The sequence below is a fragment of the Bacteroides rodentium JCM 16496 genome, from assembly GCF_000614125.1.
In the GTDB taxonomy this organism is placed as follows: Bacteria; Bacteroidota; Bacteroidia; order Bacteroidales; family Bacteroidaceae; genus Bacteroides; species Bacteroides rodentium.
Genome location: NZ_BAKJ01000040.1, coordinates 25,541 through 45,622 on the forward strand (window position 1 = coordinate 25,541; position 20,082 = coordinate 45,622).

The window sequence follows — 20,082 nt, forward strand, 5'->3', positions numbered from 1 at the left end:
CCTATCCGCTGTCTTATAACATGGACTATCTTCTCCCCTCTACGGGGAGGGGCTGGGGGAGAGGCTTGCCAGTAGCCAGCTTCGGGAGATGACAGCGTGTGCCTTGAGCAGTTCCAGGGATGCGGTGGCACTCATCTCGGAAGAGATGACGCTGGTCAGATAATCTTCTACATGGATGACGTTGATGCCAGTAAGCTTTCCATTCTCAACGATGATTTTGAGGGCACCCAGAAAACGCTGGTCTTCCTTGCGCTCCCAATGGAAATTGATGCCGATGGTAACGTCCAATAGCTCGAAGGCATCGGTCTGCTCGTGTTGCGGTTCGAACAGCAGTTCGTCATACCGGCGTCCGTTCCAGAGAATCTTGCCTTCGTCGTAGGTCACTACCTGCTTGCCGCTGACTTCCGTTCCGTCCATGCGATACGGATTCAGCAAAACGAATTCTATCTGCGGTTCAAACAGAATGCCTACTTGTACTTTGGGCTCTTTCATAATGGTATTTCTTTAAAATTAGAGTTCTTGGATTTCAGAAGTCATATTTTTTCCCTGATGCGCTGTCGTACCTTGTGGAAGTCCTCGGCAGAGAGGCATACTTCACTTAATATCTGTGCTACATCTTCCGCAGTGATTTTCAGGAAATCCTTTTCTACGGGGGTGATAAAGACACCTCCCAAGTCGACGGATGCCGGGCTGCTCAACAGATTGGCTTCTCCTTCGGCGGTATAGCAGGCGGGGCGGTGTTTCTCACGCGGGAAGACAAAGACCATCCAACGGTCGGCTTCGTATAGGACCAGTACGTTCATCATCGGCTCGTCTTCTCCGGGTTTCACGTCCAGAGAGCGGTAGATGATGTCAAACAAGTCTGCCGCGTCCTCTTTGGAGGTAGACTCAATGACGAGTGTGGCACGGGGAGCATCGTCGAGATACCACAGCACTGCTTTCCTATAATCGGCTATTTTCCCGGCAGTCTGTCCGCGCCAGTCCTTTTCAATAGGCATGAATCCTTTGTTTCCTGCCTGGAAATGAGCATGGTCGGGGGCGGAAGCACCACATTTGGGACCGTTGTAGAAGATGGTGTAATCCGTCAGCGCTTCGGCCAGCTCCAGCATGTCGGTGAAGCGGGAGGCTATGCGTTGAGGGGTATGTGCCAGTTCCGGTACTGTCAGGTGGCGGGGGAAGATGGGGAACGGATTCACCAGAATATGGTAGTGTCCGCCAAACGGGATACCTTTCTGTACCGGTGGCAGGTTTGCCGGGCACAGAAAGCATTTCCGTTCCTGGATGGACTTGGCATCCACCTTGGCACCGGAGGAAACGATGCGTGCGGGGTTGAACTGTACCTTATAAGGTATCCCGTTTACATTCAGCTCTTTCACCCGCACACCGGAGAGGGCGGCATAGTTGTTGCGTGCCGTCTCCCAGGATGCCAGTTGTTCGGTCAGAAGATTGTGTATCGTTTGATTCATATCACTTGTTTTGGTTCATCGCTATGCGTGCCTGAAGTTCCCAGGTACGGATGCGGTCTTTGTAGAGGTTGTGTCCGTTCATTTTCACGATGTCCAGTGAGGCATCGGAGTTGTCATCCCAGCGGCGGCAGAGGTAGACTACGTCGTACACGCGTCCTATCTGGTACTGGCGGGAGAAGTTCAGTCCCAGTGCATAGTCTTCGCCATAGCTGGTATTGGGTACTTTCACTTCGCGCAGCACCGGGGTATAGAAGGCGCGCGGGGCACCCAGACCGTTGATGCGGAGGGCGTTGTTGCGTCCGTTTGCCGGAGTCCATTCCTTGTGGTCGATGATGCCCGGAGCAATCATGTTCATGTTGAAGTCCGTCATCATATAGGTGCCTACTACCATGGCACAGTTCTGCTCGTAGAAGGCGCGGACCATGATGGCGAGTGTATTTTCGTCTTTGTATACGTCATCGCTGTCCAGCTGCACGGCAAACTTGCCGCACTTGGGTGGTGTACCCCCATATTCCAGCAACCGCCGATGCCGAGGTCGGTACGTTCGGGGATGATATGGATAAGGCGTTCGTCATCCTTGAATTCATCAATGGCCTCCGTAGTGCCGTCTGTGGAATGGTTGTCGATGATGATAAGATTGTATTTAAAGTCTGTCTTTTGCATCAATACAGATTTGATGGCGTCACGGATGGTACGGATGCGGTTGCGTACCGGGATGATGACGGAGGCCTCATATTCGAAGTTGCCGGCGGAGAACTCAATCTTCTTGAACTCCGGTGCCAGATACCCCCCGATTTCTTTCAGATGTTCGGTACATGCCTGCTCCATCTCAATCTGGCGGTCACGGTTTTTGGGGTCCACGTAGTCGAAAATCTTTTCGCCGCTTTTGCGGGTATCGTTTTCCACCTCGCTGTACAGATATTCGTTGATATGTACCAGGTCTGAATACTGGCTCAACTTCAGACGCAAGTCGTAAAGGCCGGCAAATTTATAATCGGACTTCATGCGTTCGGCAGCTTGTTTCAGTTTTCTGGTGTCGAACAACAATACAGAGCCGAAGTTGAAATCATCCCTTAATGAACCGAACTGGTAGTCGATTACCGGAGCGTTGGTCTGCTTGCCGTCTGCGATTTGGTAGTGGTCGGCATACACCATACCGGCACCTGAATCTTCAAGAATATGTATCATACGCTCCAGGGCAAACATGCCCATTTCGAGCGTGGTCTCTTTGGTATAGAGCAAGGTGTAGTCTCCTTTGGCCAAGAAAGCGATGGTCTGCATGGTCATACTGCCGAAAGGGTACTTTTCCCAGAGGCGTCGGCAGCCCGGAAGCGGGTCCAGTTCCGCATCGGTGGTTATTAAACAAATGTCCTTTACCAAACCGGTGGCTTGCAAATTCTCTACTGTTTTTTCTACTTGTTCTTTTCCTGCGTAGGGAAGAAAGCAACTGATTTTATTCATGATATATCTTTTAATTTTTAATTTTCAATTTTTAATTCTCAAAAGTCCCACTTCCCCGCTGGTTGCCGTGAACAGAACTTCGTGGCCGTTCAACGGAACTACGGTACTGATGAGTGAATTTCCTATTTTATGTTTCCACAGTACCTTGCCTGTTTTTCCTTCCAGTGCGAAGATAAGTCCTTCTTTGGTACTGCCAAACATTACCCCCTCTTTTTCCACTTGCATGGAGGGGGCATGCTCATAACCGAAACCTACATGGGTTGCCCACAACTCCCGCGGAGTATCTCCTTGAGCTGCATAGCAGACAATACTGTCGTTCATCGTTTTGCTGTAGATACGTTCACCGTCTTCGGAAAGTCCGATGGTCTCGCGCACCATGGACTGGAAGGTGCGCCACACGGTATTGCCCGTATGGATGTCTATGGCGGTCATGGCGCGTTGCGGTCGGTAATGAATACTTTGCCGTCGGCAGCTACCGGCCATACGGCGGCAGGAGAGAAGTGCATGCGGGTCAGTCCGCCCGTCCATTTCCACAACTCACGTCCGTCAGTCTTGTTCAGGGCATACAGTGTATTGTCCCATGCGCCGAAGATGACTTTGTCTTCCGTCACCAACGGCTTGGTTTCGATGTAGCCCTTCACGCCGGTGTAGGCCCAGATTACTTTTCCCGTATGGATGTCTATGGCGCGGAAAGTGGCATCACTGGCACCTATGTAGGCGGTACCGTTTGCGATGGTCACGGCTCCGAGTACCGGTTCGGCAGCTTTTACCGTCCAGAGCAGGTTGCCGTCTTTGGCGTTCAATCCGTAGATGTGGCGGTCGGCAGACCCGAATACAACGATACCTTCGCTTACGGCCGGGGTACCGACAATGCGTTTGCCGGATTCAAAGCTCCATAGCTTTTTGCCGTTTTTCAGGACGTAGGCTGTCAGCCGTCCCATATCGTCTCCTACGAACACTTTATCTTTTTCTACGGCGGGCGAGCAGTAAATGCCTGCGCCCGTCTGTACCATCCATTGTTCCTTTACTTTCGGATATTCCTTGTTGACCGAGAAGTCGGGATATTTCTCCGCTTTTCCATTGCGGTCGTAATATTGCCCGGCCAGCGAGAAGGCAGCCCATTGCTTCTTAGGCTCGCCGATACGTTGCGTGTATACACGGATGGAGTCTTTGGTTACTTCGTAAATGCCGTAACCCGGTTTTCCTTCTTTGTCGCGCAGGTTGCTGCGCATCAGTACGCCCGGAATGCCGTCATAACGTAAATCCCGGTTGCTGTGATAATGCCCGCCGATAAACAGACGCACGTTGTAAGGGCGGACGGCATCCGTCACCTCATACCAGTTGTCCACATCCCCGTCCATTAGCGGGTAGTGGGTGACAAGTATCACCGGTTTGTCTTTACCGTTTTTCTCCATTTCCTCCGTCATCCAACGGATGTCTTGCGGCACTACATGCCCATAGGCCATACGCATCAGCGGACCGGAGTTGAAGCCGAGGAAAAGGAATCCCTTATGTTCGAACTCAAAGCGTTCGCCGCCAAAGATTTCTCCGAAAGCGGTGCAGCCGGAGTCGCTCCATTTCGTTTCATGGTTGCCGAGGGCTACGTGGTAGGGCACTTTCAGCAAGTCAAGGCACGATTTCACTTTTTCCATGGTGGCACGGTCGCCTTCTTCGGTCAGGTCGCCTGTCACCAGGACAAAGTCGATACTGTCGGTGGCATTAATCTGTGCTATGGAACGCAGCAAGTCCTCAGTGGGGTTCGGATTGTTCGGGGTCAGATGAATGTCTGTCAGTTGGGCAAAACGGAATGTCCCTTGCTGTGCCTGCATCCCCAGGGGGAGCAGGCAAGCCATCAGGACGATTATTAACAGTCTTCTGTTCATAGATGATGATTGGTTGAATATTACTTGTTGTCATTGAAGAATGTCAGTACAGCATTCATGAATGCCTCTCTTTCAGAATCAGTGCGTATGGATTCGAAGGGGAATCCCAGTACACAAGTCTTGTAGTCGCCTTGGTAGGCCACACCGGCACTCAGGTTGTTTTCAGAATACCGCATCACGGTGTGTGCATCTTTGGTTGCCGGTTCAATGGCGTCCGGTGATTCCACCACATACGAATCGGCATTCAACTCATTGTGATAGGTATAGTTTCCTGAAAAGGCGGGGAACGGAGAAGCTACGCTTTTCACCTTACCCATTGTAGCCGCTTGTCCCACACGCCACTTATATTTCAGTACTTCCATTGCAAATTTCTTGTCGGCTTCGTCGGCGGTTGCAAGGCGGTTGTCCCATAAATCCGTTCCTACAAAAGCGCCCGAAACAAAGATATTTCCACCTTGCTTACAATAAGCCGCAATAGCCTCCTGCATCGGTTTGCTGAAAGTCTTGAACTCCAACGGTTTTACGCTTCCCCGTCCCATTTTGGTCTGGCACTGCTTCCCAAGTATCAAGTCCACATACCTATACTCCCTCATATCCACCGGAGTATTTCTATCTCCCCTCCCTGCGGGGGAGAGGCTTTCATTACTAACCGATACAAACGAATACCCCGCTTTCAGGATAGCGGCACCATGTATGGCAGGATAATCGAACGTATTTCCTGCGATGACTTGGGTCTCGTAATTTCCATAACTGTCGCCGAAACCGGAGGCGTCGTCGTCCATCCAGGGAATGGAACGGCGGTATTCCTTCATCTTGCCAATGTAGCTGATGTCCCGGATATAGGGGACCCCGTGGTCCTGCTCATCCAGAAATCCGGCAAGGAGGGTGTCGGCGGGGGCGGGTGCCGTAAAGTCGGCAGGGGCACTGATACGGTCGAATCCGTTTATCACCAATACGGTACCTTTGGAATTAAACGCCCGTCCGGCGGAAAGAATTTCGGAAGGGAAACTTTCACCGCCCTTGTTGACAGCAGTAACCTTGTAGCTGCATACCATGCCGGCGGGGAGCGTGGTTCGGTAACTGTTGCCGTCCACCAATACTCCGTTGTCGAAATCCCCGTCGCCGATACGGGTATAAACAATGTATTTCTCTGCTACGGCAGTCGGTTCCAACGCATCCGCTACGGGTTGCCAGGTCAGTTCCACTTCGTTCTCGCTGGTCATGCGCAAGGCCATGTGGTCTACCGGTAACGGTTGCACTACATAATCCATGTTGTATTGTGAGCAGAGGAACTGAAGCATACCTTTATAGATAGCGCGGCTTACGGTGAAACGGAAACGCGGGTCCAGTCCGTAGCGCATATCCGCAAAGTTCTGATGGGAAAGCAGTTCGAGCAGCATGGTCGGTACGCGGGGTACACGGGCCTCGTAGTAGGATTGGTTCCATTTGCCGCGGCGTGTCCATTGGGGTTCGTAAAGGGTACGCACATCGCGCACGATGTTGGACTGAATCAAGTCTGTCAGGTCGTGGCTCAGGTAGCGGGATGCTCCGTTGGCGAACTCCTCATTGTAGGCGTTGGTATAGTAGATGCCGAGTGTACCGATGTAGAATCGTTCAGGGTGGTTCCCGCATCGGAGTGGAAGGCAAAGGCCATGTTGACGGGAATGTTCAGCCCTTTTTCCGTCGGGTTCACGGTAGAACCTCCGGAAAGGTAATTCACCCAGATACCACGGCATTTATAGTCGTCCGTGTAGTCATTCTTGCCGTTGCTTTCAGAATATACGCTATCCGGTATGCCTGCCCATTGCAGCCAGTAACGGGCAGCTTCGCAGAAGCGGGGATAGTTGGATAGTTGATAATTGATAGTTGATAATGGAGAATGGTCTGCACGGTCTTGAATGTCGCCTGCATGGGTGTTTTGCAGGTTGCGGGTGTCGGAGCTTTTCAGGTTTTCCGTAGCGCCCTCATTGGAGATGCGGCGGGCAATGTTCCCCATACCGCCGCCAATCTTCACAGCGTCGGCGGTGATGACTCTGCCTGCTTTGGATGAGAGGTTGCTCAGAACCACTTTGCATGCATTGTTCCGGCCGGCATTGAAGCCGAAGGTACCGAGGTAAATCCAGGTGCCGCCTCCCATTTGCTGGTTTACCTTGAACTGCGTGGTGCCGCCTTTGTGATAGACGGTGTAAAGGGCATCGTCCGAGCTGTTTGGCAAGGTTTGGTAAGAGACGTATACGGCGTATTGTCCGGTCGAAGGGATTTCGGGAATCCATTCGGCGGTGCTTGCGTTTCCTTTCTTGATGGTTTCTATGGCGCGGTAGGTGCCTTCCTTGAAAGGATTCTCAAAGTCTATGTATTGGGGGCGCAGGTGGGCGAAGCCTTGTCCTGCTCCCTGGCTCCAGAGCTTGTCACCGGAATTTTCTGTATAGACGGAACGGCCGGTCAGGCAACCGTCATTGTCTACAATGACTTCTGCCGTCTGGCAATCGCGTTCGCGGGGAAGCAGCACATTGGCACCGGCATTTTCCAACATCGGTACGAGGAAGGGCAATACGTAGCTCTGGGTGTAGAGGTCTTCCACTGTCTGGAAGATACGCGCACGCTGCCATTCCCAGCGGTCAAGTTTTGGTTCGTAGTACCAGCCGTGGCTTTGCCATAGGGCGATGTGCCGGTTATACAAACCGTTGGTGGGGGTGTAGGGGGAAGAAACGTCGGTAACCAGAGGCTTGGAAGCGACGGGGCTGAATGTCTTCGCCTTTTTGTCTTTTTTACTGCGCAGGGCTTGGGGAACCAGTTCTTCGATGCTGCGCTTGTTGGTACGGATCTGCAGCTTGTATTTGGCAAATTCCGCCGGCAGCAGGGCGCTTACGCCTTGGTAGATTTCGGCCACATTGTCCTCACGGAAAGGAATATAGGCACAGTTCATGTTGGCAAACAGTTGCAGTGTGTTTCCTTCCACAGCCACTGAGTCGATGCTGATACGTCCTACTGAGATTTCTTTCCGTGCGGTGGTATCCAGAAATCTTCCGATTGCCTGGCGGACATCCGTCGGAAGTCCTTGCGCGCCTCCCGCGTGGGGGAAGAGGGAGGCGGCAAGCAGACTAAGTAAAAACTGACGTCTTACATTCATAGATGATGTATTAAGTTAATTGTTCTTTTTATCTTTCTTAATCAACAGACAGAGACCGATGAAAGTGAACAGTGCATTGAAAATCAGCAATTCGTAGCTGAATTGATAACCTCCGAACCAGGCTTCGGAATTTTTCTGCAGAATGAAGCAGAGAACCGGGGAGGCGATGGCAACCAGCGGGATGTACTTGTCACGCACTTGTTGTTTCATGAAGATGCCGAAAGCAAACAACCCCAGGATAGGACCGTAGGTATAGCTTGCCAAAATATATACAGCGTCGATGACACTGGTGTTGTTGAGAAGATTGAATACGAAAATGGTGATTCCCATGACAACCGCCATGCCGATGTGCACTTTCTTGCGCATCTTCACCACCGTCTCTTCCGACTTGCCTTTCGTTCCCAGAATGTCTACGGTGAAGGAAGTGGTCAGCGCGGTGAGTGCCGAGCCTGCGGCTGAATAGGCAGAAGAAATCAGGCCGATGATGAACAGTATGCCCACAATGGCAGGGAAATAGTTGCCGGTGGCAATCAGCGGGAATAGTTCGTCACTCTTCTCCACAGAAATCTGCTGGTTGGCGGCAAAGATGTAGAGCAGCACGCCCAGCATCAGGAAGAGCAGGATGACGAAGAACTGCGAAATGACGCTGGTAATCATGTTCTTCTGTGAGTCCTTGAAGTTCTTGCAGCTCAGGTTGCGCTGCATCATGTCCTGGTCCAGCCCGGTCATGGCAATCATGGTGAAGGCGCCGGCGAGGAACTGCTTGAAGAAGTACTGCTTGCTGTTCACATCGTCGAAGAAGAAGATGCGGGACATGTCACTGTCGGCAATGGTGCTTACCATACCGATAAATGACAGATTGAGGTCGGAAGCGATATACCAGATGCAGAGTACGACCGACACCACCAGACAGAATGTCTTCAAGGAGTCTGTCCAGATAAGAGACTTCACGCCACCCTGGAAAGTGTACAACCAGACCAGTGCCACCGTGATGGCCACGTTCAGCAGGAAAGGCAGTCCGAAAGGTTCGAATACCAGCAGTTGCAACGTCAGGCATACGAGGAACAGACGGACAGCGGCACCGAGCATTTTGGAGATGAAGAAGAACCAGGCACCCGTGCGGTAGGAAGACATGCCGAAACGGTTCTCCAGATATTCGTAGATGGATACCAGGTTCATTTTGTAGAACAGTGGTACCAGCAGATAGGCTATGATGAGCTGTCCGGCAATGAAGCCCAACACCATTTGCAGATAGCCGAAGCTGCTGGCGGCAACCATGCCGGGTACAGATACATAGGTCACACCCGAAATGGCGGAACCGACCATGGCGAACGCCACGACATACCAGGATGACTTGCGGTTACCCACAAAGAAGCCGGCGTTGTCTGCCTTCCTTCCTGCAATATAGGATACCGTGAACAGTATTGCGAAGTAGGCGGTGATGGTGATGATTACGGATAGGGGAGTCATAATGTTTATTTACAATTTATTCATTTACAATTTACAATTTGCCATGCGGCGTTTCTTTAGTATAAACTGTTGTACCTTCCCATTTACTTTTGAATTGTACCTTCTCTGAAATAGTACATTGTAAATAGTGAATTGTACATGTCTTTATTCTTCATAGAGCAGGTAGGGCTTGCGCTGTACCTTGAATTTCTCTACGTCGTCTTTCCATCTTGCCTTGATTTCTTCGGCGCTCTTTCCTTCCTTTATCATTTTGCGCACGTAGTCGGTGCCTATCAGCAGTTCGAAGAAGGAACGGAAGAAGTGGTCGTCCATGTTCAGATTCCGGTAAGCGTCTATCACGTAGCTCAGGTCGATACCGCGTTTCCAGATTTCCTCGTCGCTCATGTTGCTTAGGTTCACGCCGTGGCAAAGCTTGCCCAGCTGGGGCGGATTCTTGGCTCCGGGAACACTGCGCGGGGTGAAGCTGTAGCTGTAGCCCGTCATGTTGGGATGCCCGTAGACCTGGAAGGGGAGGTCGGTTCCTCTTCCCAGACTGACCGGAGTGGCCTCGAAGTAGCAGGTCGAGGGGTACAGATAGATGGACTTCATGTTCGGCAGATTGGGGACGGGGGGAATCGGCAGCTTGTATAGGGTCTGGTGCGTATAGTTCTTGCAGGGAATGACGGTCAGGTCGCAAGTGCGTGACGCCGGCAACCAGCGTTCGCCGTTTACCATCAGGCCCAGTTCGCCCAGCGTCATGCCGTGCACCACGGGAATCGGCAGCCAACCTACACCGGATTTATACTTCATGTCCAGTATCGGGCCGTCCACGTAGTGCCCGTTCGGATTGGGGCGGTCCAGTATCAGCATCTTACGGTTGTATTCTGCACAAGCGTCCATCAGCCGGCACATAGAGGCATAATAAGTATAGAATCTCAAGCCTACATCCTGGATGTCTACCACAAGGATATCGAACTTGCGCATGGATGCTTCGCTTGGTTTTCCGGATTTCCCGTCGTACAGCGAGAGGATAGGTACTCCGGTCTTCTTGTCTACCGAGCTGGACACGTGTTCGCCTGCGTCGGCATCTCCTCTGAAACCGTGTTCAGGGGAGAAAATGGCTACTACATTGAACTTGTTTTCCAGCAGAATATCCAGCAGATGCTTGTCTCCTATCATTCCTGTATGATTGGAGAATATGGCAATTCGTTTATCTTTTAGGATTGGAAAATACTCGGAAGTCTGTTCATCACCTAAAATAACTCGTTCTTCTTGTGCCCGGCACAGTAAAGAACTACATAGCACAAAGGCTAAAAGCAGCAGTTTCTTCATAATAGTATTATTAAGGAGGACGTTGTTTGCAACAAAGATACGTTTTATTTTAATATCAAAAACACTTATTTTGATATTTTTTACATTATCAATCATAATTTGCAAATAGGCCACTGTTCACCTTATTAAATGGTGGTTGAGCTGCATCAGCTGCGTATTCACTTCGTATAGGAAGGATGTTCTTACATGTCTTCCAATGACAGACAAACGGTTTCTATCCGATACCTGGGCAACAACTTCTTTTTTAAGTGTTCGACTTTTGAAGCCATCAGTTCTGGTTTGAAGTTTTTCTTCTGGCGTTTTACTTCGGCGGCCACTGCACGGTTCTTTTCCAGCTTCAAGGCAACTATATCTATTTCGTTCTGGCTGCCTTTGGGTTCCCACCAGGAACCGATGGCCCGGTATTGATGGCTTTCCGCAAATTGCTGTTTGAAGTAGGCTTCCAGCAACTTTCCTGAATAGGTGGGATAATCCGCTTTAATGATAGATTGCAGGCCGATGAAGTTCTTGATTTCAATAAGGGAGCGATGGCGGTCGAAATAGTTAAACCAAAACCGTATGAAGTGGTCTGTTATTTCGTAGCGTATGGTTTGGCTACCTTCTTTTGCCAGAATCGGACGTTGGCGGGCGATGATATTATAGTCCTCAATCAGCCTTTTGATTTGACCTCCTACGCTTTTTTCTCCCAGGGCGGCTTCAATATCCGATTGCGTGTTGATACCTCCTGAAATACAGCTTAGTATGGAGAAGTAAGTTGCATAGTTTTTGCCAAACTCCTCTATGAGCATGTTTTTCCCTTCATCTGTAAAAGGGGAATTTTCTCTGACCATAAAAGTTATCATATCATCCACGCTCAAAGTTCTGTTGTCGCAAAATAGTTCTACATATTTAGGGATTCCGCCGGTGAAGGAGTAAAGTGCCAGTAGGTCATCATTGACATATTGGGGGTGGTAATCGTGCATAATTTCTTTCAGTGTAGGCAGGGTGAAAGCTGACAGTTTAATGATATTGTCCGCTCTGCCGAATAATGGTTCTTTGGAATTCTGAAAGATTTTCTGCATTAAGGAATAGATGGAGCCGGATACTATCAGGTTCATCCGGGATTTTTTGCGGTATTGGTCCCAGATGTTCTGCATGTCGCTATATACGGATTCATTGATGTTGTAAAATTCTTGGAATTCGTCAATCACCAGATTGAACGTTTTGTTCATTGCTTGTTCCATCATATACTGAAATAAAGAACGGAAAGTTTTGATGTCCTCCGGGACATAGACTTTGAGCGATTGGGCTATGACAGGAATAAACTCTGTGCAAAGTGTTGCTTCGTTTTTGCGTCCTACGAATAAATATACCGTGGGCTGACCTTCTACCGCTTTCATGATAAGACTTGTTTTGCCGATACGTCTTCTGCCGGTCACTACTGTGAGACGGGAATAATCGTTGAAGGATAATATCTGTATGCGCTGTAATTCAGCAAGTTCTGAGGTTCGGTCATAGAATTTCATAAGCACTTTGTTTGTTAGTTACTGCCGTAACAGTTACAGTGGTTACAAAGCTAACTAAAATCTTTGGAAAAGGCGAATGAAATGAGAAAAATATCATAAAAGGGGCCTCTTTGCAAATGTGGTTTCTTTATGTCGCCCTCACTGCTCTCACTCTCACCTTCTTCACTCTCCTCCGCGCCACGGAAATGGCAAAGGAAAAGTTCTTCCAATGGGTCTACCCGCTCGAATTGTAGGTCTTTATCCGGTGTTCTCCTGCTTTGGTGCGGGTCATCTCTACGGCGGGATAGAGACGCGGCAGTCTGTCGATATGCTCATATCGGGCGTTGGTCCCTTTCAAATGCGGGATGATGCTACGCAGCTCCGTAATGTATCCGGTCTTGTTCTCGGTTTTCAGCTTTTCCATCAACATGTCCGTTTCTTGTGTGCTGACGGCCTCTTTTCCGCTTTCGCGTTCCTCTCTGATCAGTGTGATTTTCATTCTTTATCGTGTATGTAATATTCTTGTAAAGATACGCCGGGAAAGGGGTGGATACAAGCTTTTCAAGGATTATTTTCCGGTTGGCTTCTTTTTGGAGGTGGAATGCCTATATGTTTCTTTTATAAAAGGTGTTCGTTTCTTTGCTTATCCCCATAGTTTTGTCTACTTTTACACCAGAGTTTATGAACAGCCCACTAAAGTGGTCTTTTTTGTTCATATTAGTGAACGGAGCAGCTCACTACAGTGAACGGTTCTGCTCACAGGCTGGGCTGTGATATAACCTTTGTACTTCAACAGACTGCGTACGTACTTCGCACGTGTTCCGTGCAGTGCTTTATCGTATAATGTAACCCTTTAACGCAGTTTGAACTATGGCTATTTTGTTTGATTGGTACGAGAATCCGGATTCGTACGACAAATCTCCGGAAGATAAAATCCTTCATCCCCGTCTCCGCCTGAATGGGAGCAGGTCTACCGATGAATTGCGGCGGGACATCCAGGCACGTTGCTCATTGACAGAAACCGATGTGACGGCTGTGCTCGATGCTGTGTCGCACGTCATGGGCAGGGAACTTGCCGAAGGCAGGCAGGTGCATCTCGACGGCATCGGCTACTTTCGCGTGTCGCTCACCACGACCGAACCGGTAGTGGCTGCTACCAAGCGTAAGTTGACGAAGGTGAAGATGGCGGGTGTGAAATTTCGCGCCGACCAGAAACTGAAAAATGAAATTGGTGCCATCAAGGCAAAGGCTTTGAAGGCAAACGAGCATTCGGCCAAACTGACGGATGAAGAGATAGACCGCCGCTTGACCAACTACTTCGCTGCCCGTCCTTTTATGACGCGGAATGACTTCCAGAGTGTTTGCGGCATGATGCGTACTACGGCCATGCGGCATATCCGTCGGTTGCGTACCGAAGGAAAGTTGAAAAATGAAGGGACAATACAGCAGCCGATTTATGTGCCTGCTCCTGGATATTATGGTAGGAATGAGTGACTTATGTACTCTAAGTGAAATAAGATTTTGGTGAGGGTGAATTTTGCCTCCACCTTTTGAAATTGCTCTCACTCACCTCTTGAATGCCGATGGATAGGGCGGTGTGTACGAGAGGTGAGGGATGTGAGGGTGTGTACTTGAAATTCAGTTTGCTTTACTGGGTTACGAACGGTTGAATATGGGTATTCAAGAATTGCATTTTCTCTTCAAATCTACAGAATAGGGGGAAATAGAGGTTCGTGATGTTTTCAGAGACTACATCGTTGTCATAATTGTGTGATGTCAGGTTTCGGGCTTCTATAGTCTCCATCCACCGTTTATCGTCAATCAGTCCCATCTCAAGGGCTTTGCGTATGGCATCACGGGAGCCGCGAATGTCGGTATATCCCTGATACTCGGCATAGTCTTTCATTACTTTCCAAGCCAGTTCGTGAGTGTATTCAAAACGTTGTATCATGCCTTCCTGCAATAATTCGTCCACTTCATCGTTGAACTTCAATTGCTCGGACATGATTGCCATAGCTTGGCTTAATTTGGCTAAAGCCTTTCGGTAGTTGGAAAAACGCTGTATCCATCGTATGTTTTGCTGTACCATGAGGATTGTTTTTTTAGGTAAGCAAATATAGGCTTCTTTTGTGTAACGAACAAATGGATGGGTGTTTTTTCGCATATGAGGGCGATATGTTGTATTGTAGTATTTTCATTAATTGGTAATAATAATGCCAAGATATGTGTCTTCAAATCATAGGAAGACAAGTCAGCCCGCAATGTATTAGTCATTTGAACGGAAAACTATTATATAAAAAACAACGTCTGCCTCAATCGGGCAGACGTTGCACTCTTATTATAGGAATGGAGTTACCAACCACCTGTCTGAGTCAGGGTGAAGCCTTTGTTCTTATAGCTTGCAATGATGCTGGAGCCGATAGGAGAAAGATAGTTCTTGTCCGAGAAATCGTTTCTTGCAGCGGCATTGATAGGAATTGCATAGCCCACCATGTCTGCTTGATTGCTACCATTCCATACAACTACCGTCCCGTCTTCCTTCATGACAGATTTACCAGCTTCTTTGTTTGCGTCGTCCAGTTGTTCGGGGAATTCATTGGGCAGATCGACCCATGCACCGAGCATTGTTTCAGGATACTTCTTGTTGTCCATGTAGTCCAATTTGAACCAGCGGCGTATATCGCTCAGGCGTTGCGTCTCAAATACAAACTCCATGCGACGTTCACGACGGATTTCCCACATCAGGGCGCTGACGTCAGCGTCGCGTGCCGGGTCTTCGGTAATGGAAGCAATCTGTAACGGTGCGGTTTTCTGTACACCGTTGGCAATGGCAGTCTCGTCCAACGGACGGTTGCGGATAGCATTGATAGACTTGTCTATATCGGCTTGGGTAACAGCTGCACCACCTAAGAATTCGCTCATGACTGCTTTCGCTTCAATCCAGTTCAACAAAACTTCTGAAAGACGGAGGCAAGGAGCTGCGTTGACGTTGACATTGCTCTCGAACTCATCAGGGCGGTTGGCATTGTCGGCATAATAAGTGGCTCCTTCACGGCTGATGAACTTGTCTTGATAAATGTAGGTGAACGAATTTTTCCAAGAGAAGTTTAGGAAAGTCGCTTCCAGACGTGAGTCTCGGGTTTTAGCCAGATCTTTCATGGAGAAACTCCCGGCGTTTTCGACATCGGATATCTGGTAGGGTTTACCATCGGTACAGATGAACGACCGGAGCAGCGCCAGGTTTGCGTTGGAGCTTAATGTCTCCTCACCATTGGAGTAGGAAGCCAAACAGTGGGTTACTTTACCGGCTTCATAGCTGCGGTAGAAAATAACTTCCGGATGACTGGCCAGACTGTTGCTTCCAAAGATGGAGCGGAAGTCTTTCGTGCAAGACCACTTGTTACTGTTCATGACAATCTCAGATGCCTCTATACAAAGTTGCAGGTATTTCTTGGCATTCTCATCACTGAGCTTGGAACTGGCTTCAAGGGTATTGTCTTTATGGTAGTGCTGCCAGGTTCCTTCGAACAGCATGATGTTGGAAGCAACAGCGGCTACTACGTAGCGGTTGATGTTCATAGAGCCATCGTCTATTCGTACATTCTCCAGCGCATACTTCAAATCATCGTAGATTGCATCTGTCACAGTGCTACGCGAATCCCGGTCTTTATACATGGAAGCCAAATCTGTTTCATCTACGGGAGCGTTCCAATAAGGAACGTCGCCGAAAGTCATTACAAGACGGTAATATTCGTAAGCGCGGAAAAAACGAGCGATACCCATCCAATGGTTGTAGGCCTCTTCGGAAAGGTTGGCTTTATGTGATTCCAGACGGTCGATAGCAATATTAGTCTTCCGCACCCATGCGAAGTCCCATTGACGGCCGCCATACTCGGCTCCAGCCCATGTGTCCAAATCATACTTACCATTGTCTCCGGGGACAACAGCTGTGAAACTTGTTTGCTTGGCCGAATTGGCAAAGTCATCACTGAATGTATAACCTCTTACGGGAGTAAAATTAGTGCCATAGCCACTGTTGTATCCTGTAAAGTAATAAGGATAATAATAGTTGAAGTAGAGACGATACTGGTCTTCACTTGTCCAATAAGTGTCGTCGGTATATTTCGTTTCGCTTGGTCTGTCCAGCACATCGGTACAAGAAGATAGACCCAGACATGCGATGGAAAATGCTGCTATGATATATTTTTTCATTGTTTCCAAAATTTAGAAGGTTAATTGAACACCGATTGATATTGTACGGAAAGCAGGAGTACCGATACCTACACGACCACCGGCATAGTTGCTTGTACTGCTGTTGGTCAGGTATTCATAATCTGCGGTCTTCAGTACTGCGGCTTCGGGGTCGACAGGGGTGCCGTCCAAGTGGTCCCAAGTGAATAGATTTTCGCAAGAAGCATAGATGCGTGCTTTTTGGATAAGAGCTTTCTTGGTCAGATATTGAGGTAATGTATAACCTACGGTGATATTCTTCAGACGCAGGTAAGCCATGTTCAGCAAGTAACGGTCAGAATAACACATGTTGAATGAGTTGGTCCCATTGCCCATGTTGACAGCGCGTGGGTAGAAGGCATCTGTGCGGTCTTCTCTCCAGTAGTCGGTGCTGAATCGTTTGGCGATGGCACCGTCACCGGTGTTGAAGCCTGCCAATGTCAGTGAAGAAGAACCCCACATATCGCATTTTCCTACACCTTGGAAGAAGAGTGAAAGGTCAAAGCCCTTCCAGTCTGCTCCCACGCGGAAACTGTATTGATACCTCGGAGTAGAGTTGCCGATCACTACTTTATCACCGTGGTCGTCAATGGTGTTGCTGCCCGATGTGATTTCACCGTCACCATCAAGGTCTTTGTACATCACGTCACCAGGACCGAAGACAAGGCTGCCTGACTGCAAATAAGCTTGGTTGTGGGCATTCGGGTCTTTCAGTTTATTGATTTCAACTCCTGCGCCCTTGCCAGTTGTTACTTTCTCTTTTACGAAATTGCCGTCGGCATCATAAACGAAATCGTCCTTCTGATAGAGGCGTTCTACTTTGTAACCCCAAATGTCTCCATAGCGTTTGCCTTTGTAGTTGCTGTCAAGACCAGTCACATTGCCGTAGTTGTCAATAATGGTCTTGAAGTCGCTCAATGTCGCATTGGCTGTGATGCGCAGACCGTTTTTAAACTGGTGACTGTAATCGAGACCGATTTCCCATCCGTCGGTATGCAGATTGCCATAGTTTCCTTTCAATGAAGATGTTCCATACGTAAAGGTCAAATCCTGATTAGGAACAATCATGTTTTCTGTTTTGCGGCGGAACCAGTCGAACGTAAAACCAAGTTCTCCATTCAAGAAGCGGGCATCCAATCCGATATCGAATGTGGAGATATCTTGCCAAGTGATGTCACGGGCAACCGAAGTTGGAGTCCCTACATAGTTGAGGAGATTGCCATCTCCGCCAATCCAACTAACTGTAGAACCGGAAGAAATTGTGGAAACATACAGTGAGTTAGGCACAGATTGGTCACCGATTTTACCCCAAGATGCACGCAGTTTCAGAGCCGACACGGCTTCTTTGATGGACTGCATAAAGACTTCTTCACTTACGCGCCATCCTGCAGAGAATGAAGGATACCAACGCCAACGTTGGTCTGCGCCAAAGACGGAAGTTCCGTCATAACGTAAGTTGGCTTCCAATAGGTATCTACCTGCATAGTCATAGTTGATACGACCGAAATAACCTAACTGAGCATTCCAGTCTTTGTCACCATATACATATTGCTCTCCGGTGGCAAAGTTGAACTGAGGATTCTCTACGTCGTTGACCTGCATTCTGCGAGCCTGGCTGTACTCCATGTCGTAAGTTACGCGGTTCATACCAAGCATGAACTTCATGTTATGGTCTTTTAAAAAAATCAATTCATAGGTGGTATAGGCGTTGATGGTGTTACGCATTGAGTTCTCGGTATATCGATCCAAACGGTCAACTCCCGAACCTGCGCCCGTATAGGTACTCATTACTAAATCGTAGGCAGGCATATCCTGACCGTAGTAGTTTACAGTGACTTGATTGCCGTTGGCATCCAAGCGCGGTGTTGCGCCGCCCCAAGTATTGGCTGCCGTAAAACGGGTACCAGGACGCAACCAAATATATTCTTGGTTGGCGTGGGAATAATCAAAATCAGCCGTCCATCCCTTCAAAATGTTCAAATGGAGTCCTACATTGATATTGGTATAGTTGCGGGTCATCTTTGCGGTATTGGCTTGGCTGAATTCAGAAGCCGGACTACGAAGCTCGTTGCCATTTTCATCTATTCCCATCGTAGATGTCACTCCAACGGTAGCAATAGTACCAAGGGTCGTATACACCGGTAGCATTGTAAGGGTAGCTCTTTTCACGTTTTGAGTAGATGGCACCGGCTTTCAAGGTAATCCATTTATTGAATTCGGTAGTCAGGTTGATAGAAGCGTTGTAACGTTTGAAGTTGTCTTCTTTAGCAGCTTTGTTCATACCGTCTTGATCCAAATATCCTAAGCCTATATTAAAAGTCGTTTTTCCACTTTTACCGTTTACTGAGAGGTTGTGGGTCTGGGCTACAGCTACATCTTTGACCAAGTAATCGTATGGGTCGTAATGGCGTACACCGATTTTTCGGTTGTTGGCATCAAGATACCAGTCACGTCCATAGACGGTGGGATCGTTTTTGCCCACTTTACCACCATAAAGCTTTTCCCACTCTTTGGACCGTTCAATACCTTCACGAGTGATGTAGAAAAATGCACCGGCCACTGTGCCACCAGTACGTTCTGCTGCATCCATGATGTATTCCATACCACTAATGCCACCGACATTGCTGTCTTTGGCTACAGTTTGGAAAGCTACGTTTCCGGAGTAATTGATGGTTACTTTATCCGTCTTGGCACCTTTTTTAGTCGTAATTAGGATAACACCGAATGCAGCTTTTGAACCGTAGATTGAAGATGCTGCTGCATCTTTTAATACGGATATTGATTCGATATCATCGGGGTTTACTAAGCTGATACTGGGTATTTCTACATTGTCCATTAAAATAAGCGGTTTGGAATTGCCTTCCAATGAGGCTATTGCGCCACGAATCTTAATGTTGGGGTCTGTGCCAACTTCGCCGGTTGGGATAGTGATTGTTAACCCCGGGGTAGTACCTTGTAACCCACGGCCTACGTCTGAGATCGGTCGGCTATCCAGAGCCTTCCCTACATCAACTGTAGCTACGGCACCTGTTAGGTTGGTTTTCTTCTGTGCACCGTAACCTACAACAACTACTTCGGACAACATTTCTGCGTCTTCCATTAAGACTACTTTCATGTTCTTGGCTGCCTTTATATCTTGGGTCTGGTAACCTACGAACGAAATACGAAGTACTGCTCCTTGTTTTACGCTTAATGTGAATTTGCCGTCGATGTCGGTTACAATACCATTAGTAGTACCTTTCTCCACTACACTGGCGCCGATAACCGGTTCACCGGCTGCGTCTACCACCAGACCGGTAGCGGTGATAGTTTGTAATTGTTCTGTTACGCCAAACGATTTATCAGGATTGGCTTGTACAGCCATCACGTTACCGCTGCTTAATAACAGTGAGCTGATTGCCACTGCTGTGAGGAGTTTGCTATGTGTTAGTCCTCGTTTTTTGTGATTTTCATTCATAAATGATTGATGATTTGTTGTTAATTAAATAGTTCTTAAATTTAGGGTAAGGGTAACAAGAGCCAAATAGTGGAGACTATTCAACTTGCAGGATTGTTTCTTTTTCCATAGGCATTTTCTCTTTTTAAAGGTTCATAACTTTATATTATCTCTTGTTTTCCTATTTGTTTGCCAAGTCCAGACGGAACTT

General features: G+C 48.4%; 8 protein-coding genes and 5 pseudogenes. 1 reads left to right on the plus strand and 12 read right to left on the minus strand.

Annotated features, from left to right (window positions below):
• Positions 1-60: 60 nt before the first annotated feature.
• From JCM16496_RS22105 to JCM16496_RS15740, 9 genes and pseudogenes are all read right to left on the minus strand, one after another.
• Positions 61-492 (minus strand): annotated as a pseudogene (locus JCM16496_RS22105) (SpoIID/LytB domain-containing protein); the annotation flags it as partial.
• Positions 493-533: 41 nt separating this feature from the next.
• Positions 534-1,466 (minus strand): DUF4922 domain-containing protein, encoded by a 933-nt coding sequence (locus tag JCM16496_RS15700; protein WP_025835475.1) that lies wholly within the window; start codon positions 1,464-1,466, stop codon positions 534-536.
• 1 nt (position 1,467) lies between these two features.
• Positions 1,468-2,927, minus strand: a pseudogene (locus JCM16496_RS15705) (glycosyltransferase family 2 protein).
• 24 nt (positions 2,928-2,951) lie between these two features.
• Positions 2,952-4,810, minus strand: a pseudogene (locus tag JCM16496_RS15710) (outer membrane protein assembly factor BamB family protein).
• Positions 4,811-6,341: 1,531 nt separating this feature from the next.
• Positions 6,342-7,940 carry a golvesin C-terminal-like domain-containing protein gene (locus tag JCM16496_RS25315; RefSeq protein WP_439644536.1) on the minus strand — a complete coding sequence of 533 codons (1,599 nt, stop codon included), beginning with the start codon at positions 7,938-7,940 and terminating at the stop codon, positions 6,342-6,344.
• Between the two features lie 15 nt (positions 7,941-7,955).
• A complete protein-coding gene (locus tag JCM16496_RS15720) occupies positions 7,956-9,410 on the minus strand; it encodes a sodium:solute symporter (protein WP_025835477.1) in 1,455 nt (484 codons plus the stop codon).
• Between the two features lie 144 nt (positions 9,411-9,554).
• Complete coding sequence (locus JCM16496_RS15725; protein WP_025835479.1) at positions 9,555-10,721, minus strand: exo-beta-N-acetylmuramidase NamZ family protein; 1,167 nt, start codon at positions 10,719-10,721, stop codon at positions 9,555-9,557.
• 182 nt (positions 10,722-10,903) lie between these two features.
• Entirely contained in the window at positions 10,904-12,226 is a 1,323-nt protein-coding gene (locus JCM16496_RS15730) for an ATP-binding protein (protein ID WP_025835481.1), read from the minus strand.
• 226 nt (positions 12,227-12,452) lie between these two features.
• Positions 12,453-12,704 (minus strand): annotated as a pseudogene (locus tag JCM16496_RS15740) (helicase); the annotation flags it as partial.
• A gap of 371 nt (positions 12,705-13,075) precedes the next feature.
• Here JCM16496_RS15740 and JCM16496_RS15750 point away from each other — a divergent pair.
• Complete coding sequence (locus JCM16496_RS15750) at positions 13,076-13,699, plus strand: HU family DNA-binding protein (RefSeq protein ID WP_025835486.1); 624 nt, start codon at positions 13,076-13,078, stop codon at positions 13,697-13,699.
• Between the two features lie 154 nt (positions 13,700-13,853).
• Here JCM16496_RS15750 and JCM16496_RS15755 read toward each other — a convergent pair whose 3' ends face one another.
• The 3 genes and pseudogenes from JCM16496_RS15755 to JCM16496_RS25320 all read right to left on the minus strand — a co-directional run bounded on the left by JCM16496_RS15755 (position 13,854) and on the right by JCM16496_RS25320 (position 19,892).
• Positions 13,854-14,294, minus strand: coding sequence for a nucleotidyltransferase substrate binding protein (locus tag JCM16496_RS15755; RefSeq protein WP_025835488.1), 441 nt, complete (start codon positions 14,292-14,294; stop codon positions 13,854-13,856).
• A 263-nt stretch (positions 14,295-14,557) separates the two neighbouring features.
• Positions 14,558-16,417 carry a RagB/SusD family nutrient uptake outer membrane protein gene (locus JCM16496_RS15760; RefSeq protein WP_025835489.1) on the minus strand — a complete coding sequence of 620 codons (1,860 nt, stop codon included), beginning with the start codon at positions 16,415-16,417 and terminating at the stop codon, positions 14,558-14,560.
• Between the two features lie 12 nt (positions 16,418-16,429).
• Positions 16,430-19,892, minus strand: a pseudogene (locus tag JCM16496_RS25320) (SusC/RagA family TonB-linked outer membrane protein).
• Between the last annotated feature and the right edge of the window lie 190 nt (positions 19,893-20,082).

Bases quoted from the DNA above. Each gene is read 5' to 3' on its own strand.
- JCM16496_RS15700 (WP_025835475.1), bottom strand. From the start codon at position 1,466: ATGAATCAAACGATACACAATCTTCTGACCGAACAACTGGCATCCTGG.
- JCM16496_RS25315 (WP_439644536.1), bottom strand. From the start codon at position 7,940: ATGAATGTAAGACGTCAGTTTTTACTTAGTCTGCTTGCCGCCTCCCTC.
- JCM16496_RS15720 (WP_025835477.1), bottom strand. From the start codon at position 9,410: ATGACTCCCCTATCCGTAATCATCACCATCACCGCCTACTTCGCAATA.
- JCM16496_RS15725 (WP_025835479.1), bottom strand. From the start codon at position 10,721: ATGAAGAAACTGCTGCTTTTAGCCTTTGTGCTATGTAGTTCTTTACTG.
- JCM16496_RS15730 (WP_025835481.1), bottom strand. From the start codon at position 12,226: ATGAAATTCTATGACCGAACCTCAGAACTTGCTGAATTACAGCGCATA.
- JCM16496_RS15750 (WP_025835486.1), top strand. From the start codon at position 13,076: ATGGCTATTTTGTTTGATTGGTACGAGAATCCGGATTCGTACGACAAA.
- JCM16496_RS15755 (WP_025835488.1), bottom strand. From the start codon at position 14,294: ATGGTACAGCAAAACATACGATGGATACAGCGTTTTTCCAACTACCGA.
- JCM16496_RS15760 (WP_025835489.1), bottom strand. From the start codon at position 16,417: ATGAAAAAATATATCATAGCAGCATTTTCCATCGCATGTCTGGGTCTA.